Here is a 24,364-nt window from a genome sequence, read left to right as displayed (position 1 = left end):
TCGAACGGAGAGGTTCGTGAATCCCACTCCGGGGTGGTTTCCCGAGACGACGTCCCGTGAAACACGCCAGTGGAGGGCTCACGTTCGCGGTACTTGGCCAGCAGGGCACAAGAACCAAAGAGTCAGTCTACGCCATGGGGATGCCGCGGCCAAACCACTGCGCGCGGAAGCGCCGCCCATGCGCTATATATTCGTACGGGTGCGCCCACGCAGACCCCGCCGGGGCATCTCCACCGCCCTGACGGTCATCGCCGGCGCCGTCGCGGTGCTGCTCGTGCTGTCCGTCCCGCTGCTGACCACGGCGTACGTCCGGCTCCTCCCCTTCACCGCCGCGACCGCCGGGACCACGTTCCACGTGCCCGCCGAGTCGAAGGCAGCGGATGCCGCGGCATCCGGCACCGCGGATGACCCCGCGACACGGGCCGCGTCGTATCTCGCCGCCCAGCCCACGGCGGTGTGGCTCACCCCGGAAGCGCAGCCGATCCAGACCGTCGGCGCGGAGGTCACAGCGCTGGCCGCGGAGGCGCGGACGCAGGATGCGACCCTCGTCCTCGTCGTCTACGGCCTCCCCGACCGGGACTGCGGCAACCAGTCCGCGGGCGGGCTCGACCCGGCCGCGTACGACGACTGGACCCTCGCGATCGGCGACGCCCTGCGCGCGGCGGAGACGCCGACGGTGGTGATCGTGGAGCCGGATGCGGTGGCCCTCGCCCCCGAGTGCGACGGGATGACGGAGCGCTTCGCGCACATCGCGACCGCCGTGACGAACCTGCAGGCGCGCACCGCGTGGCTCTACCTCGACGGCGGCCACTCGAACTGGCGTCCGGCATCCGAGATGGCGCGGCTCATCTCGCAGATCGGGGTCACCCACATGATCCGCGGCTTCGCGACGAACGTGTCGAACTACAACGCCGACGCCGCCGAGGTCATGTACGCGCGGAGCCTGTCGGCCCACCTCGGCGGGCTGCACGCCGTCATCGACACGAGCCGCAACGGCGCCGGCGCGACCGGCGAGTGGTGCAACCCCGGCGGGCGGCAGGTCGGTCAGCGGAGCGGATCGTTCGGCGACGACATCGTCGACGCCAACCTGTGGATCAAGCCGCCCGGCGAGAGCGACGGCGCCTGCAACGGCGGCCCCCCGGCCGGTCAGTGGTGGCCGGATGCGGCGACCGAGCTGACCCGGTCGGTCGGCTGACGCTCCGCCCCAATAGTCCCTCCCGCCACACGCATGTGGGAGGATGACGACTACTCCGCGCCCCCGCGCGGGCAGCGACGGCGCACGTCGCAGACGGCTCAGAGGATGACCAGGGATCAGTTGGCCGAATCAGAAGAACCGATCAAGACCGCGGTGATCGTCGAGGACGATCCCGAGGTACGCCACCTCCTGATCGACGTGCTCGAATCGGCCGGGTTCTCCACCGTCTCGGTGGGCAACGGCATCGACGGCGTCCGCGCCGTGGCGCAGTACGCGCCGCTCATCACGACGCTCGACGTCAACATGCCGGGGATGGACGGCTTCGAGGCCGCGCGCCGCATCCGTGCGCAGAACCCCGAGACGTACATCATCATGATCACGGCGCTGCACGACGAGGCCGACGTGGTCCTCGGGCTGTCCGCCGGCGCAGACGACTTCATCCACAAGCCGTTCCGGCCGCGCGAGTTCCGCGCCCGCATCGAAGCGCTGCTGCGCCGCCCGCGCGCCCCGCTCGCCCCGGCGCCGCGTGCGCAGGAGAGCGCCGGCCCGTCCTTCCCCGCCGGACGGCAGCCGGCGACCAGCAGCATGCCGGTCGCGCCGGCCGCGCCCGTGCCGCCTGCCCCGGCCGGATCCGGTGACGTCGCGCGCATCGTCGAGCAGCCGGCCGCCGTCGCGGCCGCGCCGGACGGAGCGCACTGGCTGACGCACCGCGACCTGCGACTCGACCCCGACAGCCGCGTCGTGCTCATCGGCCACGAGGAGCTCGAGCTCACGCGCACCGAGTTCGACCTGCTGGCCGCGCTCATGGAGTCGCGCCGGCGCGTGCGCAGCAAGGCCGACCTGACGCTGCTGCTGCGCGGCGAGTCGTACGTCACGACCTATTTCGTGGGCGACGCCGACAAGCGCGCCATCGAGGCGCACATGACGAACCTGCGTCGCAAGCTCGGCGACAACGCCGCGAGCCCGCGGTACATCGAGACCGTGCGCGGGGTCGGGTACCGGCTCACCTCCGACGGCAGCGCGTACTAGCCCCGGCCCCGGCCTGCGCCGCGACTCCGCCGCCGCTCAGACGCGGTAGCCGTGCTGGCGGCGGATGAGCTTCAGGAACATCCCGAGCGTCTGCAGGATCGTCACGACCCCGAGGATGGGCCAGCCCACCCAGAGGATCGAGGACTGCCCGACGGGGCCGAGCATCGACCAGATGACGGCGAGCGTGACGAGGATCGCGACGACGACGACCAGCGGCACCCAGTGCCCGTTGCCGCCGCCCTTCTCGGCCTTCGCCTGCGCGGCCCAGTTGTCGACCTTCTTCTTGGACAGGAAGCGGCTCCACGCCCGGGCGAAGTGCGCCAGCCGGATCCACATGTAGATCTCGGCGGGCACGACGAGCAGGGCGAACAGGACGTCCTTGCGGGTCCGGTTCTGCATCGTCATCGCCATCCGCACGTTCAGGGCGACAGCCATCGCGATGGGGATGAGCCACACCGGCGAGAAGACGAACGCGTTGAGCGACAGCGACCCGGCCAGCAGCAGCACGAAGGCGATGCGGACGAACAGGTTGACGGCCATGCCGCCGTTCTCGAGCCACCGGACGCGCAGGTTCGGGTGGAACGGCTGACCCTTCGTGTCGCCGCGCTGCCCCGGCCACATGAGCTCGATGGCCCCGTACGTCCACTTCACCTGCTGGGCGTCGAGGCCGCGGAGGGTCGTCATGCCGCCCACGTCGGCGCGGGCGACGGGGCTGATCTTCGTGAGGTAGCCGGCGCTCTTGATCTGCAGCGAGAGGAGGGAGTCCTCCACCTCGCTGTCCTTCACCCACGGGGTGGACTGGTGGTTCTCGCGCATGACCTCGCGGAGGGCGTGCGTGGAGAAGATGGAGAACTGCCCGCCGAGGACGGCCATGTTGCGGCCGCGCAGCAGGTTCTGCAGGTTGAACGCGGCGAACTGCGAGCGCTGCCCGCTGATGAGGAACGACGCGAGGCCCTTGAACGGCTTGTTGTCGATCGAGTAGATCGCCGAGATTCCGCCGATCCGGCTGTCGCTCGTGATCTCGGTCTCGAGGTACTCGACGGCCCGCGCGTCGGCGGTGGTGTCACCATCGACGCCGAGCAGATAGTCGTAGCCCTCGACCAGCGCGTAGCCGTAGTTCAGGGCGCCGACCTTCTTGTCGGGGTTCTTGCCGATGTCGTGGACGAACACCTCGGTGAACTGCTCGCCCATTTCGGTCGTGATGGTGTGCGCGCCGGCGAACTGCGAGGCGATCGCGACGGTGGCATCCGTCGTGTTGTTGACGACGACGTGGATGACGTCGGGCACGCGCGTCTGGGAGAGCAGGCTCTCGATGACGCTCGCGATCGACTCCTCCTCGTTGTACGCGGGGATGACGCACCCGATGGTCGCGCGCTGGGTGTCGTCGAAGACGTCGATGAAGTCCGACGGGAAGGCGGCGTGCTCCGTGCCGGTGACCTCGAGCTCGACAGGGCGGACGCCACGGGTGGCGAGGGCAGAGGAGGGGGCGGTGCTGGGCGGCGGGAACGTCATGGGTCCAGCTTGCTAGAGTTGCCTCCGCGTCACGTGGAGAGACGGTCGAGGCCACCTCAAGACTCGGTCAAGACCTCCGCAACGGATGAGGCGCCGCCTCCTCCCGCGATGCGGAACCGGTGGGAGCGCTGTGGTCGAGGTGTTCACGGTCGCGTTGATCCTCGCGTCGGGGATGGGCATCGCCATCATGGTGATCGCCCAGCCGTGGCAGCGCGGTGGCGGGGAGCCCGGTCTGCCGATGACCATGCTCGCCGGGATCGGGGCATTCTCCGCCCTGCTGTCCACGCTCGGCTACGTCATCGCGGACAGCAGCGAGCACCCCTCCATGCCGCTCGTGATCGCGGACACGACGATGCCGTTGGCCGTCGGTCTCCTCTGGGCCGCGATGCGGCGCGGGCGCGACGTCGTCCGGTCGGTGCTGCCCGCGGTCATCGTCCCATCCGCCCTCGTGGGGGTGACGACGCTCTGGGTCTCGCCCGACGCCGGGCAGTACGCCAAGCTCGGCGTGATCTTCGTGTTCGGCGCCCTCACCGCGTGGGAGTGCTTCCGCCCGAGCACTCCGCCCAGCACCGGCCGCACCGTCGTCGGCGCGGCGGTCGGCGCATACGGCGTGTACAGCCTCGTGCGTCTGGTCGGCACCGCCGTGCTCGGCATCGACCACCCGCTCTACATCGCGGCGCTGTCGACCGCGCCGAGCGGGATCGTCGGCGCCGTCGTGACGGCCGCGTGCGCGTACGGCGTCACCCGGATCGCCATCGACGAGAGCCGTGTGCGGGGTCCGAAGCGCGTGCTCGGGATCCGCGCCTTCCGCACGGCGGCGGCCATCCGCTTCGCCCTGGCCTCGCCGCGGTCGGTCGTCCTCATCAGCATCCTCGACCTGTCGCTGCACCGCACGGCCTACGGTCGCACCTGGACGCGGGAGGTGTTCGCCGCCCTGCTGGAGGCGGTGGATGCCGCATTCCCGGCCGACGTCGTGATCGGCCGGGTGCGGCCCGGGATCTTCGCGGCGATGGCGACGAGCTTCGAGGTCGACGAGGGCGTGGAGGACGATGTCCGGGCGCTGTTCACCGAAGGGCTCGACCTGCGCGGCGTGAAGTACCGGCCCGATCTGTCGGTGCAGCAGGTGACGCTGCGCAGCGTCGCGGAGATCGTGCGCGCGGCGCGCCCCGCGAGCCGTGTCGAGCGGCTGAGCCGGTCCGCGTCGAGACCGTAGACTCGGCACCATGGTCGCACCGACGCCGAGCCGCCGCGTGACCTCCGACGGCGCCCTGGCACGCTCCCGGGCGTTGACGCCCGCGGTGAGCACGAGGACGTACTCGGTGTGGCTGGCCCAACTGCTGCTCGCCGGGATCATCATCATCCTCGTGCTGATGGCGCAGGCCCTCGCGCCGCAGGCGACCACGTCGTGGACGTTCACCGCCGGCATCTCCATCATCATCGTGACGACGGCCGCGACCCTGGCCGTGCCGTGGGATCGCCTTGCGGAAGCGTTCGTCCTCGTCGTGCCGCTCGTCGACATCGCCGCCATCGGTCTCCTGACGATCGATCCGCTGCTCAGCGTCGGTTCGCTCTGGCTCTTCCCGGTCGTGTGGATCGCCACCTACTTCGGGTATGTCGCGATCGCCGGCGGACTGAGCCTGATCACCCTGTGCATCGTGATCCGCGACATCGCGATCCTCGGCCAGCCCGGACCGACGATGCGCCTCGTCGTCACCATCCTGTCGTTCGGGTTCATCTCCCTCTTCATGCGGACGAGCGCCGCGCAGAACCGGGCGTTCAAGCAGCTGCTCAGCCGTCAGGCCGACAAGCTCGCTGCCACGGTCGAGCGCACGAGCCGGCAGGAGCGCGAAGTGTCGCTCCTGCTGGATGCCGTCGACGTCGGCGTGGTGCGGCTGTCCCAGCGCGGCGAGATCGTCTACGCCAACGAGACCTACCGCGAGCTGTACGGGCTCGATCCCGGCGACCCGGCGGCCCGCGCCCGCTCCGTGGAGTACGACGGCTTCCGCGGCCGCCCGCTGCCGCCGGACCGTCAGCCGCTGGCCCGCGCCGTCGCCGGCGAGCGGTTCGTCGACGAGCGCCTCTGGCTGTTCGACCAGCACGGCGAATGGTTCGCACTCTCCTTCTCGGCCCGCGACCTCACCGACGACTCCGACGAGTCCGGCACGCTCCTGGTCGTGCACGACATCACCGACGTCATCCGCGCCGAATCCGACCGGCAGAGCCTCGCGGCCCGGGTCTCGCACGAGCTGCGGAACCCCCTGACCGCCGTGCTCGGCTACTCCGAAATGCTCAGCGACGACACCGACGAGGAGCGTACCCGCGACCGGGCGGAGGCGATCAACACCGCCGCGGAGCGGATGATGCGGATGATCGGCGAGCTGCTGGAGACGCCGGCCGCGCAGGCGGCCAAGCCCGTCCGGCAGACGACCAACCTCGGCCAGATCTGCGCCGACGCGGTGACCGCGTTCGACCCGGCGGCGCGCCTGGCGGGCATCGTCCTCCGCCTCGACACCGCCGAAGCGGTGATCGTCGACGGCGACGCCTTCCGGCTGCGCCAGGTCGTCGACAACCTCGTGAGCAACGCGCTGAAGTACACCCTGAAGGGCGGACGGGTGCGCATCGCCGCGACCCACGACGGCGACACCGCGACGCTCGTCGTCTCCGACACCGGGGTCGGCATGAGCCACAGCGAGGTGCAGCGGATCTTCGAGCCGTACTTCCGCAGCGACAGCGCCCGCGCCAGCGCGACGCAGGGCACGGGCCTCGGAATGGGGATCGTCAAGTCGATCGTCGCGGAGCACAACGGCACCATCGCCGTGCAGAGCGAGCCGGGCGCCGGCACAAAGGTGACCGTCACCCTGCCGGCGCGCCCCGAGCGTCACGACCCGGCGGACGGCGCCGGCGAACCGGCCACCGCCGGCGCGGCGGAGGTGTCGGAGCGATGACCAGCTTCCTGTCCGCCGAGCCCTCCGGCATCCTGCTCGCCCTCTGCGCCGTCGTCTCGGCCTGCGTCGTCCTGGTCGCGACCCTCGGCTTCCTCGCGCTGCCCGTGCCGGCCACGACGCTCTGGACCTCCGCGCTGGCGCTCGCCCTCGTCGCCTGCTGGGGCGCGATCACCGCGACCGCCCTGGGGCTGCCGCCGTCGGCACGGACGATCGCGCTGGCCCCGCTCACCGGCGTGCCCGCCATGATCTGGTCCGGCTTCCGGGCGTCCCGCGGCGCGCGCAGCTTCGGCTGGGTGGGCCCGGGGATCGCCGTGCTCGGCGTCGGGATGCTCTGGTGGCTGCAGAACGAGTCCACCGCCCGCCTCGCCCTGTTCCTCCAGCTCATCGCCGCCGGGGTGTTCGCGGTGCTGCTGGTCATCGAGCTGGTCTTCCTCGCCCGCACCTACCCGCGCCTCACGGCACCGGTCGTCCTCACGTCGGCGCTGATCCCGGTGCTCGTGGTCGCCGCGATCGTCGTGGAGATCGCCACCGGCAGCTCCACCGCCCTCGACGCCGTGCACGCGCTCCTCAGCATCGCGATGATCGTGTACGTCGTCGCCGTCACCGTCACCGTGCTGAGCCTGGTCGCGACCTGGCGCGCGGCGCCGTCGACCACCGGCATGTCCGACCCCGTGCTGCCCGCGCCCCAGTTCGTCGCGCTCGCCACCGAGCGCCTCCGCCGCATCGCGGCGCGCGGTGAGCGCACCTGGACGTTCATCGACTTCCGCATGGACGAGCTCCGCAAGATCCAGGCCGCCACGGGCGACGTCGCCGTGGAGACCGTGACGGGCCACTTCGAGCGCGCGATCGCCGCCGTCTTCCCCGCGGATGCCGACCTCGGCCGCGGCGAATCGGGCCAGGTGCTCGTGCTCGTGTCGCTGCCGGCCGTGGCCGCGACCGAGTCGGTGCGGACGGTGCTCACCCGCCTCCGCGACGACTACGCCGGCAACCCGCTCGCAGTGCGTCTCACCGCGAGCGCGGGCGTCGTGCCGATCGATCCGGCCGCCGCCGAGCTGCCCCAGCTGCGCCGCGCCGCGTCGATCGCCGTGGAGGCGGCGCGCGACGAGGGCGGCGACCGGTGGCGCCGGGTGGATCCCCGGGTCGCGGCGGTCTGAGCCGGGTCAGCCCGCGGGCGTCGGCGCGATCGCGACGGTGAGCGTGTCGGTCGCGGTCTGCTTCGCGTACTGGTCCGATGTCGGCGTGGTCTGCACGAGCATGTCGTAGGTGAACAGCAGCACGACGTGCGTGGCCTCCTCGGGCACCGCGCCCACCGTGAAGGTCTGCGAGTAGCTGTACGGGTCGAGCGCGAGGTAGCCCGGCGCGACGCTCGACGTGTCGACCTGCGCGGCGAGCGTCGGCAGCGCGGTGGCGCCGTTCATCGGGGTCGCGAGCATCGCGGCGCGCTGCAGGTACACCGACTTGCCGTCATCCGGGGTGACCGTGGCGAGCAGGTTCATGCTCACCGGCTTGAGCGCCCCGGCGGTCCACTTGTCCATCAGCAGGTCCGACCAATAGTCGATCGACAGGCCGAGCGGGCCGGCCTGGAGCGTGCGGCGGGTGGAGCCGGTCGACAGGTCGTTCGGCACCGGCTGCGGCGCGGTGGCGACCGGGGTGGGGGTCGCCGACGGCGACGGGTCGGCCGCCCACGGCGCGGAGGCGCTGCACCCGGCGAGCGCGAGCGCGGCGAGAAGAGCCGGTGCGATCAGCCAGGTGCGAAGAGCGGCGGATGAAGGCACGTCAGTCTCCCGACCATCTGGATGCGGCCGCTCCCAGCCGGAACGGTCGCTTTCAGTGTAGGGCGACGGCGCAGAGCGCCCCGGCGCGGTCAGGCGCGCGCGTAGGCGCGGCGCCGGGCGCGGGCCGCGAAGATCGCGATCCCGCCGAGCGCGACGGCGCCGGCGCCGATCCAGATGCCCTCGGTCGGCACGGTGCCGCCCGTGATCGGCAGCGCCGCACCCTCGGCGGCGGTGACGGTGACGTCGATCGGCAGCACCATCGCGGCGCTCGGACCGTACGCGAGGGTGACGGTGTACGCCCCTGCCGCCGGGCCGGTGAGCGTCGTCGCAGCCTGGCCGGACCGCACGACCTTGTCGATGGTCGCCGTGCCGCGCGCCGTGAAGGCGATGGCCGCGAGCGACCCGCTGCGGACGCCCGGGCCGGTGATGCCGAACGTGACCGTGGCGCCCTCGAAGCTGTCATCGAAATCGCACGTGATGGTGGTCGTCTCACCGACCGGGATGCTGGCGGGCGCGGCCGCGCACGTCGGCGGTGGCACCGTGTATCCGTCCGCCGTGTAGCTGTGAGCGGAGGCGGCGGATGCGCCGCCGAGCAGGAGCGCGCCGGACACGGCGAGCGCCGCAAGGGTCTTCTTCATCAAATCCCCAGATTCGAGAGCTGGAACGCAGACGGTTCGGGCCGTCTGTTTCCGGGCGGTTCGGGCCGCCTGCGCTCATGCTAGCGATACTTCAGCCGGCGAACGTACCGACGAGGCCCAGCACGAAGTACGTGGTGTTGAAGACGATGTGCACGAGCACGGCGCCCCAGAGGCGTCCGGTCAGCAGAACGAGCAGCGCGCAGGTCGCGCCGACCGCGGCGAGCGACACGGCGGTGTCCGGGGCGATGGCCCCGGAGACGGTGTGCACGATGATGAACAGAGCCGTGGAGACGAGGCCTGCGCCGAGGCCCGCGGTGAGCTTGCCGAATGGGCGGCGGAGCGCCGAGTAGAGCGCGACGAGGATGACTCCGCGAAAGAAGAACTCCTCCACGACCGGGGCGATCAGCACCGAAGATGCGGCATCCGTCAGCCACCACAGCGCCGGCAGCTGCCCGTCGAACGTGGTGAACGTGGGGAACGTGGCGCCGGTGCCGGACATCTCGGCGACGACGCCCTGGAAGATGCGCAGCGCGACGCCCAGCGCGAGGCCGTACAGCAGGTCGATGGGGCGCAGCTTCAGCAGCCCGACCGGGCGCGACCGTCGGAACGCCCACACGATCGGCACGAGCATCGACACCCACAGCACCGCCGTCGCGGTGAACGAGGCCCACGGCGAGGCCCACGACGTGGAGATGACGAACCCGAGCAGCACCCCGGCGCCCAGGCTGAAGCACGCCCACGCGAGGGTCAGCTCGCGCCACGGCCGCACGGTGCGGCCGCCGAGACGCCAGTCGGTGCGGCCCGCGCGGCGCGTCCGCGCTCGCGACGACGGGGCGGTGAACGCCGGCGCGACCGGCTCCACCGGCGCGGCCGCCGGCTGCGTCTCGGCGGGTGCCATCACGTCGATAGGCTGTTCGTCCACGCGCCCACGTTACCCGGGGCGCGGACCGCTCCACGCCCCCTGTGCTCCGGCATCCCCCCAGCCGAAGGTGACATCGTGTTCGAGATCCTGACCGTCTGCACCGGCAACATCTGCCGCTCGCCGCTGGCCGAGCTGCTGCTGCGCACGCGCCTCGCCGACCTCGACGCGCGGGTGCACAGCGCCGGCACGCGCGGGCTCGCGAGCGCCCCGATGACGGAGGAGGCGATCCGCCTCGCCACCCTCCGCGGCGTGACGGGCGACGACGCCCGCGCGCACCGGTCCCGCTTCCTCACCGAGCGTCACCTCGACAGCCCCGACCTCATCCTCACGATGACCCGCGACCACCGCCGCGCGGTCGCCGAACTCGCCCCCGCCCGCCTGCGGTCGACGTTCACGTTCCGGGAGTTCGCCCGCCTGGCCGCCACGCTCCCCGACGAGACGATCGCGGATGCCGCTGCCGCGGCCGGCCCGGACGCCTCGGCGCGGGTGCGTGCCGCGGCCGCCGTCGTCGCGTCGCAGCGCGGCCTCGCGCTCGGCCCGGCCGAGGCGGACGACGACGACGTCATCGACCCGTTCCGCCGGTCGTGGGCGACGTACGAGCTCTCCGGCGCGCAGCTCGATCCGGCCGTCGACCAGGTGGTCCGGGTGGTGCGGCTCGCGGTCGCCTGAACGACAGCGTGAAACCGCCGCGAAACCGCCCTGTGGCAGACTGAGACGACCCCCATCACGGCGCGCGTTTCCGGCGCGCCGCATCCGAGAGGCACCATGGAGCTCAGCGACTACATCCGCATCCTGCGCAAGAGTTGGGCGATCATCCTCGTCGCGACCCTCTTGGGCCTCGGTGCGGCGGCGGCATACTCCCTCACCCGGACGCCCACGTACGAATCCTCCAGCACCGTGTTCGTCTCGACGCAGACCGGCGGCACCGTCGCCGAGCTGCAGCAAGGCTCGAGCTTCACGCAGGCGCGCATCAACACATATGTCGGGCTCGTTCCGACGCCCATCGTCATGAACCCCGTCATCGCCGAGCTCGAGCTGGGCATCACCGCCGGCGAGCTCGCGCAGTCGGTCACGGCGTCGTCGGCGCTGAACTCCACGCTCATCACGATCCTTGTGGAAGACCCCGACCCGGTCCGCGCCGCGGATGTCGCGAACGCCCTGGCCGCGAGCCTCACGAGCGCCGTGGAGAGCATCGAGACCCCGAACGACAGCGACGTCAGCCCCGTCCGCCTTACCCGCGTGCGCGACGCGCAGCCGGCTCTCAGCCCGGCGAGCCCGAACACGCCGCTGAACCTTGCGCTCGGCACGCTCGTGGGCCTGGCGCTCGGCATCGGCATCGCCGTGCTGCGCTCGGTGCTCGACACCCGGGTCCGCACGCCCCGGGACGCCGAGCAGGTCACGAAGGCGCCGATGATCGGCGCGATCGCGTACGACCCGAAGGCCAAGGAGCGGCCGCTCATCGTGCACGCCGACCCGCTCAGCCCCCGGGCCGAGTCGTTCCGCGCGCTCCGCACCAACTTGCAGTTCCTCGACATGGGCGGCCGCTCGAGCTTCGTCGTCACGAGCTCGGTGCCCAGTGAGGGCAAGTCGACGACGACGATCAACCTGGCGATCGCGCTGGCGGATGCCGGCAAGCGGGTCGCCCTGCTCGACACCGACCTCCGCAAGCCGAAGGTCGCGGAGTACCTCGGCATCGAGGGCGGCGCCGGCCTCACCGATGTGCTCATCGGCCGCGCCCGCGTCGGGGATGTCATGCTCCCGTGGGGTGGCCGCAGTCTGTATGTGTTGCCGGCGGGGAAGATTCCGCCGAACCCGAGCGAGTTGCTCGGCTCGAACCAGATGAAGACGCTGCTCGATGTGCTCGAGCGTGACTTCGACGTGGTGTTGTGCGATGCACCGCCGCTCCTGCCGGTCACGGACGGCGCGATTCTCGCTCGCGCGACGAGCGGCGCGATCGTCATCGTCGCCGCAGGACGCACGACTCGCCACCAGTTGCAGGGCGCGACGGATGCGCTCGAGACGGTGGGCGCGAAGGTCGCGGGCATCGTGATGTCGATGGTGCCGACCCGCGGGCCCGACTCGTATTACGGCGGCTACGGCGGCGGGTATGGGTACGGCGGCTACGGCGGGTATGGCGGGTACGTGCAGCAGGACGTCGCGAGCAAGGCCGCGAAGGGCCGCAAGCGCCGGGGTCCGATCGCGCAGGTGCCGAGTAGTACGAGCATCGAGGACCTGGGCTTCGGTCCGTCGGTCGGCGGCGCGCGTGTGACCGGTACGCAGCCGGATGGCGGGCAGCCGCCGCTGCCGCCGACTCGCCGCAGCGACCAGTCCTGACGCGGATGGCGGGCTGGCGACGCGGGGGACGTCCCGCGCACGGAGTGTGGGGTGCTCTCGGCATCACGGTGCTGGCGATCGGTGTGGGTGCGTTGTCGGTGCTCGCTTTGCAGAGCACGGCGACGTCTGCTCCGATCGGTAGTGCGCGCTCCGCGCCGACGTTCGATTTCGGTGATCGCGCGTCGGGCACCCCGACGCCGAGTGCGACCGTGCCGCCGGCGGCGACGGCCGATGCGGCGGAGCGCTTCTTGGCGATCGACGGGTCGGATGTGTGGCGCGCGACGAGCGGTGTGTGCGGTGGCGCGGCGCCGGTCGTGGAGTACTCGTCGGATGGCGGCGATTCGTGGGTGGATGTGACTCCCGACTCGGCTGTGCAGGTTGTTGCGCTGGCGACGCTCGGTTCGCGCGCGTCTGAGGTGGTTGCGGCGACGGATGCGACGTGTGCGCCGACGGTGTTGCGGACGTATACGGCGGGGAATGCGTGGCAGTCGTATCCGCAGATGCTCGGTGCGACGACGTTCGTGTCGCCGCAGGATCGGTCGTCGGTGACGGCTGCGAGCACGGCGCTGTCGGCGCCGTGCGCCGAGGCGCGGAGCGCGCGCACGAGTCGCTCGGTGACGGGAATCGTGTGTGACGGGTCGGCGTTCGTGTGGTCGAACGATGAGTGGACGACTCTCGCTCCGGATGCCGTGGCTCTCGACGCCGTGGCCGGAACGATCGTTGTGGCACATGTGTCCGACGAGTGTGAGGCCGGGGTGACGGTGACGCAGTTCACGGAAGTGGAGGGCGCCGAGTTGGGCTGTATCTCGGATGTGGATGCCGCCGCTCTCACCGATGTCGCCGCTCCCGCCGCACTGTCCCTGTTGGGCGAGGACCTCGTGTTCTGGTCGGGCGATTCGGTGTTCGGCCTGGACTGAGCTGTCCACCCCAGCCCGAGCCGCCCGCCCGACACCGCCCGATCCGCACCGCCTCAAGCCGCGCCCCGAGCCGCCCTGAGCCGCGCCCTCAAGCCGCGCCGCCCTCCGCCCGCCCCGATCCCCCACACCCACCCCAACCGCCTACGCTGCGCGACCGATTCTCCACCGCGGCCGATCCGGTGGTGGATCCCACAGCCACCGCAGCGGTGACTTCGACGCGAGCCGAATCGCGCCGACCCGCCCATCCCCGCCACCACCACCGCCACCCGCGGCATCCGCCGGCGGTACGAGCGCGAAGCGCCCGTCGCCGTCGCGTTCGATCGCCCATCCGCGGAAGTGCAGGTTCATGTGATGGAACCGGCACAGCAGAATCCCGTCGTCGATATCGGTGAAGCCACCTTGCCCCCAGGGGACGCAGTGGTGCGCTTCGCACATCGCCGGTGGGCGATCGCAGCCGGGCCACATGCATCCACCGTCGCGGACGGCGAGCGCCACCCGCTGTGTCGAGGTGAAGAGCCGTTCGAGGCGTCCGACGTCGAGGGGTTTGCCGGTCGTGTCGACGGTCACCTCGACGCTCCCGCCGAGGCAGAGCGCCCGCTCGATGGTGGCACCGTCGACTGTGGTGCCGCCGTCTTCGACGTGCCCGGTAGCCATGAGTCGCCCGAACGCGTCGCGGTGGACGGTGTCGCCGGTGACGGCGTCTTTCATCACGATCAACCGGACGCCGGGCTCGCGCGCCCCGAACACATCTTTCGCCTCGGCGAGCGCGCCCGAGCGGACGACGTCGATCAGCAGGTCGTAGGCGAGTTGCTCGTTCGTGCGCGGATCATCGGTGAGCGCCGCCGCGGCTTCTTTCTCCCCTTCGGCGACGAATCGCGGCCCGCCGCGCCGGGGGCGCAGGGCCGCACCGAACAGCGACTCGAACCACTCCCCCATTTCAGGGTCGAAGGTGATGTCGCATCGGCGCCGCCCGTCGGCGTCACGCCACATCCGCACCGACCGCGCGTCGTATTGCGCCCGCAATCGCGCCTGCGCGCCTTCCTGGTCGAGCATGTCGCGGAGCGTGCGCGCGTGATCGCGCAGCTGCTCGACGGTCCACTGCGCCGCGTCGCACGCGAGCTCTTCGGCCGCCAGCCGCCACGCCTCGACGAGTCCCTCGTGCGGAGGCTCCCCCAGCCCGCGGTGAATCGCGTCGTGCTGGGCTGGGGTCAGGCGCCCCGCGAGCATCGCTTCACGCAGCGGCGCGTGCCAAGGGACAGGCCCAGGCTCAGACCCAGTCACGTCACCATCGGCAACATCAGCCCGGCCGGCCCCCTCGAGCATCGCCTCGCCGACCTTCACGGCACGCGTCGCCTCGCCCCGCGTGACGCCGGTGATCGTGCGGATCATCTCGACCGGCGTGCGGAACCCGCCCGTCGCGGCCAAGCCGCCCTGACCGAGCTCGCGCGTCGAGCGCTGCGCGACGACCCCGGCGAGCATGGCCTGCAGCGTCTGCCACGAGGTGGCGATCTGCCCGACCTCGCCGATCAGTTCGCGCACCGACTCGTCGCTGAGTTCTTGCACGGAGGTCGGCAGCCCCGCCGCGTCGACATCGAGCTCAGAGAACACGCGAAGCCGCTCCACGGCATCGTGCATATCTTCGAGGAATGTCATACGTAAATCATCTCAAACACCTCCGACATTCGAATCTAAAACCTGTCCATCTGTGGACAACTCGCCGATCCACGCGCCTGGGGAGGAGGCGATGCGTACGGACTTGTACGGGCTTGGACTGCGCGCGCGCTGGCCGCCGAGGTCGTCGCGGCGATCTCCGATGATCTGACGGCGCATCACCCCGCGCACCGCCTCGGCTAAACTCGTGCCTTCCAGCGCGCATCGTCGCGGCGCCCCGCTTTCCAGGAGGCCCGATGACCGATGCACCACTAGCCACAAGAAGCCTCGCCCGCGATCCCCGCGCCTACCTCGCGCTGTATGTGGTGCTCCTCGCCGGCGTCGCCTTCTGGCCGTCGCCGGTCGACCAGGGCGCCGGGCCGCTCATCCGGCTGATCACTCGCATCCTGCCGGTGCTCACCTATCCGCGCATCGAGTTCGCCGCGAATATCGCCCTCTTCATCCCGCTCGGGTTCCTTCTGACGCTCATCCTCACGCGAAACCGTTGGCTCACCCTGCCGATCGCGTTCGTCGCGACGGTGACGATCGAGTGCGTCCAAGCGGTCGCGCTGGGGGCCCGCACCCCGAGCATGCTCGACGTCGTGGCGAATACGGCGGGCGCGTGCGTCGGCATCCTGCTCGTCGTCTTTATCGAGGTTTTTCGTGCAGCGCGGACCGCGCCGAACGGCCTCAGATGAGCCTGTCCTCATCCGACGGGTATCCTGACACCACCCCTTGCTCCTCAGGAAACCTCCATGTCGCCTCACGAAACTCTCTCGTCGCATGAGCCTGGTACGGTCATGCCCGATGTCTCGGATGCGACGGAAGGTGAGGCGATGAGTGTGGATGCCGCGACCTCGCGCGCGAAGGCCACAACACTCGCGCAGCCGAAGCCCGAACCGGTGACGACGGCATCCGGCCGCATCGTGTTACCGCCGCCCCACGACAACTGGCGTTCGCGCTTCGCCCGCTTCCTGCGTATCTCCGACTTCATCGTGTTGGTGTGGGTCGTGTATGGCACGCAGCTGCTGTGGTTCGGTTGGGGCCGCGTCGACGTCGCGGTGCGGCAAGACAGCCGCATCACTGAGTTCTCGTATTGGCTGTTCTCCGCGCTTCTCGTACTCTTGTGGATGCTGGCTCTCGCCCTGGCCGATTCGCGCAATGATCGCGTGATCGGCACCGGCACCGAGGAGTACGCGCGCGTGACGCGCGCGAGTTTCGGCTTGTTCGGCGCGATCGCGATCATCGCCTTCCTCGTGCGCATCGACGTCGCGCGGGGCTATCTGCTGATTTCGCTGCCGGTCGGCATTGCGGTTCTCGTCTTGACCCGTTGGCTCTGGCGCCAGTGGCTCGTCGCCCAGCGCTCGATGGGTCGCTACTCGGCAAAGGTGCTACTCGTCGGCTCACGCCAGTCGGTCACGCAGATCGCGCGTGATCTGCAGCGCAGTCCCGATGCTGGCTACCAGGTCGTCGGCGCGTGTGTGCCGAACGGCGCCGTGGCCGACGTCATCGAGGGCACGTCGCTGCCGATCATGGGAAGCGTCGACGCAATCAACCGCGCGCTGGCCGTGACGGGCGCTGACACGGTGGTCGTCACGAGCACCGATGACCTTCCACCCAACAAGGTCAAAGAGATCTCGTGGGGCCTCGAGGCCGGCCGCCAACACCTCGTGCTCGCGCCGAGCATCACCGACATCGCGGGCCCGCGCGTGCACAGTCGTCCGGTGTCTGGGCTACCGCTCATCCACGTCGAGACGCCACGGTTTAGCTCGGGGCAGCGCTTCCTCAAGAGGAGCGTTGATCTCGTCGGGGCCGCGGTTCTCGTCATCGTTCTCTCGCCCGTTCTGCTCGTCGTGGCTCTGACGGTGAAATTCACCAGCCCTGGTCCTGTGCTCTATCGCCAAGAGCGAATCGGCCTGAACGGCGAGCCCTTCGGCATGCTGAAGTTCCGTTCGATGCGCGTGGGTGCCGACGCAGAGCTCAAGTCGCTTCTTGAGGCGCAGGGCACCGATACGCAACCGCTGTTCAAGATCAAGAACGACCCGCGTATTACGCCGATCGGCCGCTTCATCCGCAAGTACTCACTCGACGAATTGCCCCAGTTCTTCAACGTGCTCAGCGGCTCAATGAGCCTGGTGGGTCCGCGCCCACAGATCGCGGACGAAGTCGCCCTCTACTCAGACGCGGCCAAGAGACGCCTGTTGGCGCGACCCGGTGTCACGGGTCTGTGGCAGGTAAGCGGGCGTTCCGAAACAAGTTGGGAGGAAGCAGTGAAGTTGGACCTCTTCTACGTAGAGAATTGGTCGCTCATAGCTGACCTAGTTATCCTCGCAAAGACAGTTCGTACGGTGCTCGTTCCCGGCGAGAGCGCACTTTGACCGGGCAAGCCCGGGTCCTCCATGTCGTCGACCGACTCACAGGCGGAGTCCCGGCGGCGGTGCGAGGCTACATCGCAAATTCCCCATCTCGGTTCACACACACGATCCTCTCTCCCTTCGTAGGCTCCGCGCCCGCGGCAGTTTGGACGGGCGTGGAGGCAGAGATGCGGGATCTCGGTAGCCCATCAATAGCCAAGTCCCCCCAGCGAATCAGCGTTGTGGCAACCGAGATGGGCGCTGACGTCGTCCACGCGCACTCCAGCTTTCCCGGGCTCTATGCGCGAACACCGACGGGTCGCCGCACCCGACCCCCGGTCGTCTATTCACCCCATGGCTTCGCCTTCGAGCGACGCGATGTGGGAGGAGCGAAACGGATCGCATTCCGAGGAGTCGAGCAGCTTCTGGGCGCGTCCACCACCGCGCTTGCAGCCTGCGGGCGAGGAGAAGCACGCACTGCACGGCAGATAAGGTCGCTTGGCGGCCGGGTTATTTTCGTACCCAACGTCTCGGCAATGTCCGTCACCGCCCGCCCCGCACGGGCCGACGGAGTCTTTCGCATCGGTATGCTCGGGCGCCTCACTTCGCAGAAGGATCCACGCTACTTTTCCCGAGTGGTCCAAACCATCCGCGATGCCGTAGGGCCGATTGAGGCGCTATGGATGGGAAGCGGGGACTCGCGCAACCTTGATCAGGAAGTCATCGTGACCGGCTGGATGGATCAGGCCGATGTGGCACAGATGCTCGCCGGGATCGACCTGTACATACACAGCGCGGCGTGGGAAGGCTTCCCGCTGGCCGTCCTCGATGCCAACAACGTTGGTCTCCCAATTCTTGTTCGCCGCATCCCTGCGTTCACGGATCTCCCCGATAGCCTCACCGTAGAACAGGGGCTCCTCGAAATGACAAGCTCGATGAACAGAGGACACTTCTCCCTCTGGGCGGAGGCGAATCGGCGTGGTTGGTCGGAATACCTTCAAGACCACACTCCTCAAAATCAGCGTCGTGCGCTCGATTCGCTCTGGGGGTCGGGCGGGTGGAACTTCGAATGATGGAAAGCAAGAGCATGCCAACCAGAGTGTTCGTCAACGGCCGCTTTCTCACTCAGCCGATGACAGGTGTTCAGAGATTCGCATCAGAGGTTACGCGCGCGCTCGCAGAACAAACGGATCTCACAGTCATCGCGCCGCCTGGAGACCTCGAGACCGTCGACCTCGGAAAGGCCGCAGTTGTCCAGACTGGTCGGTTAAGTGGGCACGCTTGGGAGCAGATCGATCTACCCCGGTACTTGAGACGAGCGGGAACGCCCACGCTCCTGAACCTAGCCAGCACCGGACCTGTTCTTTACCGACCGCAGTTCGTGACTCACCATGACATCACCTACGTCAGGTTCCCGTCGAGTTTCTCCCGCGCATTCCGACTGCTCTACAGGCTGCTTATCCCGCCGTTGTTAAGGCGGAGCGAGATGGTCATCACAGTCAGCGAGTTCTCTAAGGCCGAGATCGCGTCGCACTACAGAATTCCGCTCGCCAAGATCTTGGTGGTGCCGAACGGAGTATCTGACCTTTTCGGCCCCGATGGTGCCTGCTACGCGTCTGCTCCCTATCTGCTGGCGGTGTCATCCCCCAACCTTCACAAGAACTTCGGCCGTCTGGAACGCGCCTTTGACAGCGCCCATCTCACAACTTTGAAGCGCCTTGTCGTTGTCGGGAGTCAGGATCGCGTGTTTTCATCAACATCGGTCTCGGGAAGTGATCGCGTCAAGCGTCTGGGACGGGTCGCCGACGACGAGCTAGCAGTGCTCTACCGCAGTGCAACGGCCTTCGCCTTTCCCTCGCTTTATGAAGGGTTTGGCATACCACCCCTAGAGGCACAGCGGTCCTCGTGCCCGGTAATCTCTTCCGACGCCGCATCGATGAGGGAGGTCCTTGGCGAGAGTGTCCTCTACTTCGATCCGACCGATGAGGCTTCCATTCGTGACGCAATCGAGCGAATTGACTCTGATCCAGCTCTGCGAGCCGACCTAATCGCGCGAGGGGCCAAGAACGCTGCCCGCTTCACCTGGGAGCGGTCGGCGACGACTATTCGGCATACACTAGCCGATCGACTTCACTCCGCTACACAGGGCGGTCGCACCACTTCAAAGGAGTGGTCGATATGACCGGTGAGGAACCGCGGAAGCGCGCGCTCATCTGGCACCTCGAGTTGCTCCCCCCGTCAGAGACATTCATCCGAAACCAAGTGGATTCGTTTAGTCGCTGGCAGCCTCTCCTGGTGGGATCGGTTCGCAGGCCGAGCGCCCTGTCCCGGGACTCAGACCGCTTTGTGTTCCCAAATTCTCGGGTTGGCCGGATACGAGCAAAGCTATTCCATCGGACCGGCAGATCACGCGCCGTCCGCCGCTTTGTGCGAGAGGTCGACCCCGACCTAATTCATGCCCATTTCGCGCGCGACGGCTGGATCATCGCACAGACGGCACGCTCCGTCGGTGTCCCGCTCGTGGTCACACTCCATGGGCACGACATCACGCGGTGGCCGGCTCAGCGCGGAGCACGCGGGCTGGTGGCACGCTACCGCCTGCGACGCCTCTTCGCGACCGCAACGACAATCGTCGCGGTATCCGATTTCATTCGGGGTGAAGCAATACGCTGGGGAGCCGACCCCAGCAAGGTCGTGACTAGGTATATCGGAGTTCCCTCGCCGATCGAATTGCCACCAAACCCAGAAGTCAAGTGGGATGTCGTGTTCGTCGGGCGATTGGTCGAGAAGAAGGGCGCGGAGGATCTCCTTCTAGCTCTGTCGCAGGCAGACCAGGCGGTCCCGAGCAATCTCCGTGTTGCAGTAATTGGCGACGGGCCGCTTCGAGGATCCCTAGAGCGAGTCGCCGCACGGTACAGATTGAAAGTAGATTTTCTCGGTACACAAAGACCCGCGGAAGTTTCGGCAGCGCTGTCGTCCGCCCGAGTCTTTGCCGCGCCATCCAAGTACGCCGCTGATGGCGACGCCGAGGGCTTTGGCATGGTGTTTCTCGAGGCCGCCGCAGCTCGTATCCCAGCGGTTGCATACGCGCACGGTGGCGTAACTGAAGCAGTCTCCGATGGCATCACTGGGTTGTTAGCGCCGGAAGGTGACATCGCCGCGCTTGCATCGAACATCGTCACGCTACTCTCCGACGAGGAAAGCCGGGTGGCGCTCGGCGAAGAAGGCCGACGCAGGACGCAGACTGATTTCAACGTTCGAACGTGTACGGCAGAGCTTGAACGGACATTCGACGCGGCAGTTCACGACGGTAGTGCGTCTTGAATATCCGCGACGTAGTCTTCCTTAGCCACACGTTTGCAGGCGGTCCATTCGTGGTGGGGAGCCATCACTTGAGCGAAGCCCTCGCCGAGCGCGGCAACCGCGTCAGTCACGTATCTACACCACTAAGCGTCACCCATAAGATCCTCAGGAAGGGCGAGCCGGATCGTCTAGCAGCGCAGGAGCGGGGTGTCACGGTCTCGGCGGCCGGAGTACGTCACTATATCCCTCGGCCGCTCCTGCCAGCACAGGCACGGTGGACGGTCCGACAACTGGCCCGTGCACTCAAGAGGATGGGCGTGGCTGGAGCGGACGTATTGATAGTCGATCAGCCGCTGTTGTGGCCTAAAGGCTTCACGGGCTGCACGATCGTCTTCCGTCCGACAGATCTCTTCACCGATGCGAGGCTTGTTGCGAGAGCCTCGCTCCTCTCGGCCTCAGCGGATGGGGTCGTCGCAACATCAACGCCGGTCCTCGAGGCATATCGCATGGGCAAGATACCGGGCCTCATGCTCAGCAACGGCGTTGATCTTTCAAGATTCTCACCCCATCATTCCGGCAGCAAACGAGCGGGATACATCTACGTAGGAGCCGTTGACGCTCGTTTCGACTGGGGGGCCGTTGCAGACCTTGCTGCGGCCAGTGACGAACCGATCGACATCTACGGCCCAGTCTCGGTTGGCCCACCGGGCCCACTCCCACAGAATGTTCGCGTCCATGGGCCGGTCAGCTACGACTCAGTCCCGTCACTCTTAGCGCGGGCGCGGGTTGGCTTGCTCCCGTTAAACGCGCACCCGTCGAATTCGGGTCGTAGCCCAATGAAGCTGTACGAGTATCTTGCGAGCGGTTGCTACGTCCTTTCGCCGCCTATCGCAGGCGTCGACAATGCTTCTGATGCGGGTGTGATCATTTATGACTCCTCACGAAGCATCGGCGCTAGTGCCCGGGCAGTGCCGAATGGCACCAATAGCCGTGGCATAGATCGCGCGCAGGAAGAAGATTGGTCGGCGAAGGCGTCGCGCCTTCAATCCTTCATCGAGGATCTCCCGCGCCGTCGGTGGTCGATCGACTGACCGTAGCTGGGATAAGCGCTCGACGCGGAGTTGGGACATCGCCTCTGTGCGACTCCACGGCGATCAGATCCTCTTTTGCTGAACCAACCGCAGGTGCGAGCCAACGTCGGCGGCGGTGTAAAGAAGGATGCGGTCCGGCCCCTTCTGTCGTCGTCGAGCCGCGGGCCTCGTCGGCGGGCGAGGTCGATCCGGGCATCGCGACCCACGTAGCTGAGTATCAGTTCGGAATCTGATCAGGATTCAGAACTGACCGGAGCTCGGTGACAGCTTCTTCGACTGCGCAACAAGTGCGCCCTTGCCGTCATCGGCCGGGGCGCCCTCGGTGCCGGGCAGGGCGCCCAACGCCATCGCCAGCCAGAAGAGCATGAGGCCAACTGAGTCACCCGAGCCGAACGACCCCGACGTGATGAACGAAATACCAACCCCGATCGACGTCGCCACCGCGGCCCACTTGTAAGGGCCAGTGTGAGGTAGCAGCCGCAGCGCCATCACTGCGAACATGGCCAGCAGAACGAGTGTGAGCAGCACGCCATAGCGCAGAGCGAACATGTAGAACGCGTTCTCCAGACTCGACCCGAGCACCCCAGATTGCCGCAGATCAGTATCGCCCTCGTACCCCGAGATGAAGAACTTCGTCCAGTTCTCTGCTATCCACTTCGTTGCCTCGCCCCGGAGAGAAGTCGAGGTCCCGTCGTTGGTCAGCTTGCCGATCAAAGTCGCTGCAAACGTGGAAGTAATCAGCAAGTACGCCGTGACGGACAGCGTGCCGGTGAGAAGTACCGAGCCGAGCAGCCGCGCGGGCGACCGGAGATTTAGAGATGTCAGAATCATCACGGCAATCCCGACGACTGCAATGAGAGCTCCAGTCCGCGCACCGATCAGGATGATCGTGGCCAGCGCGCTGAGCAACACGATCACGCGGAAAAGGGGGTTTCGCGCGACCCAGACGAAGGGCAGACTGGCTGCGAGGAAGCCGCTCACCGGGATCCAATGACCAAAGGTCCCGATGGGTTGAACTTTCACGAGATTGGTGCTCCACCACCATTGCTGGGAGAAGTAGGACTCCCACACGAGGACTTCTCCCGTAATGAACTGGAGCCACACCAGGCCAACCTCGAACACGACCAATGCAATCAGAACACCGGTTAGGTATTGCGCCCGACGCGGGTCATCGGCCAGAGCCTGGCGCGACAACACGAAGAAGGTGACTGGGAGGATGGCGACGCCAGCTACGTATTGGAGTTCGACAAATAGCGAACCGTCTGCAACCCAACTCGTCACGGCGCCAAACACGGTCACGTAGAGCGCCACGGCGAAGAGTAGCGAGTGTTGGGCGATTGCACGGCCGGTTGCTTGCGGGCGTGCAAGCATCTGCACGATCAAATGCGCAACAACGAGATACTGAGCGACCGGCGCAACGAGCGACGGGATGAGGACCACCGCCGCAAGAATGAAGCCGAGCACGACGTGCGGACTGCGCTTCCAGATCAACGCAATCGCGAGGCTCATTGAAGCCCAGAGCAGGATCGTCCCCACGGCACCCCCGGTTCGGTTAAGTCGAGTCTACGGCGAGCCCGGCACTCTGATTCGCCCTGAGTTTCGTTCCGTCCTTTCCTTTTGGAGTGTCATCTCGCAGGACATCGGTGACGAGAGTGCATCAGGACATCGGTGACACTTCCGGGGTTGTTCGTGGTGACACTTCCGCCGCTCTCATGTAGGTGTGAGCAGAAATGAGCCTGTTGATCCCCGTGTCCGTCTCGCGATCTCGCAGTGGCCCGATGACGCGCCGCGCGGGGCGGTGACGACGTTCTGCGCCGAGCACGGCATCTCGCGGAAGACGTTCTACCTATTGCGCTCGCGCGCGGTCGCCGAAGGACCTGCCGCGCTGCTCGAGCCGAAGTCACGCAGGCCGCACACCTCACCAACGCAGCTGGGCGACGACATCAAGGTTCAAGCGCTGCAGGTGCGTGCGTCGCTGGAGCAGTCGGGGCTGGATCACGGGCCGATCAGCGTCCACGCGAAGATGACCGCGATGGGGTTGCCGGCACCGTCGACGGCGTCCCTGTCGCGTGTGTTCCGGGACGCGGGAGTCGCTCGGGCGGCGCCGAACAAGCGGCCGCGCGCGTCGTTTCGCCGGTTCGTGTATCCCGCGCCGAACGCGTGCTGGCAACTCGATGCGACCGAGTACTGAAGCGCCCTGAGTTTGTTGGAGGCTCCTTACCTTGGAAACGAGGATGGAGTTATGCCGAAGGAACTGGCGAATGGGAAGCCGACGACGCGTCGCTACTCGGACGAGGAGAAGGCCGCCGCGGTGCGGATGGTGAGGACGCTGCGCGCGGAGCTCGGTGTCACTCAGGGAACGGTGCAGCGCGTCGCGACGCAGCTCGGCTACGGGGTCGAGTCCGTGCGGATGTGGGTGAAGCAGGCCGACATCGACGACGGCGTCACCCCGGGCGTGAGCAGCGCCGAGGCGCAGCGGGTGCGGGAGCTTGAGCAGGAGAACCGGGAGCTTCGTCGGGCCAACGAGGTGCTCAAGCGGGCGGCGTCTTTCTTCGGGGCGGAGCTCGACCGCCACTACCGGAAGTAGTCGCGTTCATCGACGCGAACAAGGACGACGTCGTGGACGGTCGCCGACTCGGAGTCGAGCTCATCTGCAGACTGCTGCAGGTGGCTCCGAGCAGCTACTACGCCGCCAAGAC

Annotated in this window: 20 protein-coding genes, 2 pseudogenes and 1 other annotated feature; of the genes and pseudogenes, 16 read left to right on the top strand and 6 right to left on the bottom strand. The window is 68.0% G+C overall.

From position 1 onward, the window contains the following. The first annotated feature begins 199 nt into the window (after positions 1-199). Positions 200-1,195, top strand: coding sequence for a glycoside hydrolase family 6 protein (locus BR85_RS14250; RefSeq protein WP_231478748.1), 996 nt, complete (start codon positions 200-202; stop codon positions 1,193-1,195). Positions 1,196-1,300: 105 nt separating this feature from the next. Then, positions 1,301-2,224, top strand: a complete 924-nt coding sequence (locus BR85_RS14245; protein WP_051526438.1) for a response regulator transcription factor — start codon at positions 1,301-1,303, stop codon at positions 2,222-2,224. A 36-nt stretch (positions 2,225-2,260) separates the two neighbouring features. Here the strand turns inward: BR85_RS14245 and BR85_RS14240 are convergent, their stop codons facing one another. Further along, entirely contained in the window at positions 2,261-3,736 is a 1,476-nt protein-coding gene (locus tag BR85_RS14240) for a glycosyltransferase family 2 protein (RefSeq protein WP_081782833.1), read from the bottom strand. Between the two features lie 130 nt (positions 3,737-3,866). Between BR85_RS14240 and BR85_RS14235 the strand changes: the two genes are divergently transcribed. The 3 genes from BR85_RS14235 to BR85_RS14225 are packed head-to-tail and all read left to right on the top strand — an operon-like array spanning position 3,867 to position 7,835. After that, on the top strand, positions 3,867-4,949 hold the full coding sequence (locus BR85_RS14235) for a hypothetical protein (RefSeq protein WP_028497244.1): 1,083 nt from the start codon (positions 3,867-3,869) through the stop codon (positions 4,947-4,949). Between the two features lie 10 nt (positions 4,950-4,959). Beyond that, positions 4,960-6,681 carry a sensor histidine kinase gene (locus BR85_RS14230; protein WP_051526420.1) on the top strand — a complete coding sequence of 574 codons (1,722 nt, stop codon included), beginning with the start codon at positions 4,960-4,962 and terminating at the stop codon, positions 6,679-6,681. Next, positions 6,678-7,835, top strand: a complete 1,158-nt coding sequence (locus tag BR85_RS14225; protein WP_028497242.1) for a nucleotidyl cyclase domain-containing protein — start codon at positions 6,678-6,680, stop codon at positions 7,833-7,835. The genes BR85_RS14230 and BR85_RS14225 overlap by 4 nt, the downstream gene beginning before the upstream one ends. A gap of 6 nt (positions 7,836-7,841) precedes the next feature. Here the strand turns inward: BR85_RS14225 and BR85_RS14220 are convergent, their stop codons facing one another. From BR85_RS14220 to BR85_RS14210, 3 genes are all read right to left on the bottom strand, one after another. Continuing rightward, positions 7,842-8,456, bottom strand: a complete 615-nt coding sequence (locus tag BR85_RS14220) for a hypothetical protein (RefSeq protein ID WP_051526419.1) — start codon at positions 8,454-8,456, stop codon at positions 7,842-7,844. A gap of 89 nt (positions 8,457-8,545) precedes the next feature. Beyond that, positions 8,546-9,094, bottom strand: a complete 549-nt coding sequence (locus BR85_RS14215) for a hypothetical protein (protein WP_028497240.1) — start codon at positions 9,092-9,094, stop codon at positions 8,546-8,548. A 91-nt stretch (positions 9,095-9,185) separates the two neighbouring features. Then, entirely contained in the window at positions 9,186-10,016 is an 831-nt protein-coding gene (locus tag BR85_RS14210; RefSeq protein WP_231478746.1) for a CPBP family intramembrane glutamic endopeptidase, read from the bottom strand. Between the two features lie 75 nt (positions 10,017-10,091). Here BR85_RS14210 and BR85_RS14205 point away from each other — a divergent pair, with 75 nt between their 5' ends. From BR85_RS14205 to BR85_RS14195, 3 genes are all read left to right on the top strand, one after another. After that, positions 10,092-10,685, top strand: a complete 594-nt coding sequence (locus tag BR85_RS14205) for an arsenate reductase/protein-tyrosine-phosphatase family protein (protein WP_081782832.1) — start codon at positions 10,092-10,094, stop codon at positions 10,683-10,685. 96 nt (positions 10,686-10,781) lie between these two features. Beyond that, positions 10,782-12,350 (top strand): tyrosine-protein kinase domain-containing protein, encoded by a 1,569-nt coding sequence (locus BR85_RS14200; protein ID WP_081782831.1) that lies wholly within the window; start codon positions 10,782-10,784, stop codon positions 12,348-12,350. Positions 12,351-12,418: 68 nt separating this feature from the next. After that, positions 12,419-13,267 (top strand): hypothetical protein, encoded by an 849-nt coding sequence (locus tag BR85_RS14195; protein WP_028497239.1) that lies wholly within the window; start codon positions 12,419-12,421, stop codon positions 13,265-13,267. A 141-nt stretch (positions 13,268-13,408) separates the two neighbouring features. On the opposite strand, the gene BR85_RS14190 is transcribed toward BR85_RS14195, so the two are convergent. Beyond that, a complete protein-coding gene (locus tag BR85_RS14190) occupies positions 13,409-14,920 on the bottom strand; it encodes an HNH endonuclease signature motif containing protein (protein ID WP_051526418.1) in 1,512 nt (503 codons plus the stop codon). Positions 14,921-15,174: 254 nt separating this feature from the next. Between BR85_RS14190 and BR85_RS14185 the strand changes: the two genes are divergently transcribed. From BR85_RS14185 to BR85_RS15895, 6 genes are all read left to right on the top strand, one after another. Further along, the gene (locus tag BR85_RS14185; RefSeq protein ID WP_081782830.1) at positions 15,175-15,615 is read left to right on the top strand and encodes a VanZ family protein; all 441 of its coding nucleotides are present in this window, start codon (positions 15,175-15,177) and stop codon (positions 15,613-15,615) included. A 102-nt stretch (positions 15,616-15,717) separates the two neighbouring features. Continuing rightward, positions 15,718-17,295, top strand: a complete 1,578-nt coding sequence (locus tag BR85_RS14180) for a sugar transferase (protein WP_231478745.1) — start codon at positions 15,718-15,720, stop codon at positions 17,293-17,295. 164 nt (positions 17,296-17,459) lie between these two features. After that, positions 17,460-18,344, top strand: a complete 885-nt coding sequence (locus BR85_RS15300; RefSeq protein ID WP_269319971.1) for a glycosyltransferase — start codon at positions 17,460-17,462, stop codon at positions 18,342-18,344. Beyond that, positions 18,341-19,453, top strand: coding sequence for a glycosyltransferase family 4 protein (locus BR85_RS15295; protein WP_197018642.1), 1,113 nt, complete (start codon positions 18,341-18,343; stop codon positions 19,451-19,453). Before BR85_RS15300 ends, BR85_RS15295 begins: the two co-directional genes overlap by 4 nt. Beyond that, on the top strand, positions 19,450-20,595 hold the full coding sequence (locus tag BR85_RS15290; RefSeq protein WP_081782828.1) for a glycosyltransferase: 1,146 nt from the start codon (positions 19,450-19,452) through the stop codon (positions 20,593-20,595). The genes BR85_RS15295 and BR85_RS15290 overlap by 4 nt, the downstream gene beginning before the upstream one ends. Further along, positions 20,592-21,665 carry a glycosyltransferase family protein gene (locus BR85_RS15895; RefSeq protein WP_424960596.1) on the top strand — a complete coding sequence of 358 codons (1,074 nt, stop codon included), beginning with the start codon at positions 20,592-20,594 and terminating at the stop codon, positions 21,663-21,665. The genes BR85_RS15290 and BR85_RS15895 overlap by 4 nt, the downstream gene beginning before the upstream one ends. 240 nt (positions 21,666-21,905) lie before the next feature. On the opposite strand, the gene BR85_RS14170 is transcribed toward BR85_RS15895, so the two are convergent. Beyond that, positions 21,906-23,201, bottom strand: coding sequence for a hypothetical protein (locus BR85_RS14170; RefSeq protein WP_028497236.1), 1,296 nt, complete (start codon positions 23,199-23,201; stop codon positions 21,906-21,908). Positions 23,202-23,385: 184 nt separating this feature from the next. On the opposite strand from BR85_RS14170, the pseudogene BR85_RS14165 reads away from it, so the two are divergent. Further along, positions 23,386-23,853, top strand: a pseudogene (locus BR85_RS14165) (helix-turn-helix domain-containing protein); the annotation flags it as partial. Positions 23,854-23,907: 54 nt separating this feature from the next. Then, positions 23,908-24,364: pseudogene (locus BR85_RS14160) on the top strand (transposase); the annotation flags it as partial. Beyond that, positions 24,207-24,341: a sequence feature (AL1L pseudoknot), on the top strand. (Overlaps the previous pseudogene by 135 nt.)

The sequence above is a fragment of the Microbacterium sp. UNCCL10 genome (assembly GCF_000746195.1).
Taxonomy (GTDB): Bacteria; Actinomycetota; Actinomycetes; order Actinomycetales; family Microbacteriaceae; genus Microbacterium; species Microbacterium saccharophilum.
The sequence above is the reverse complement of the archived record's forward strand: the minus strand, read 5'-3'. Positions and strand labels throughout refer to the sequence as shown.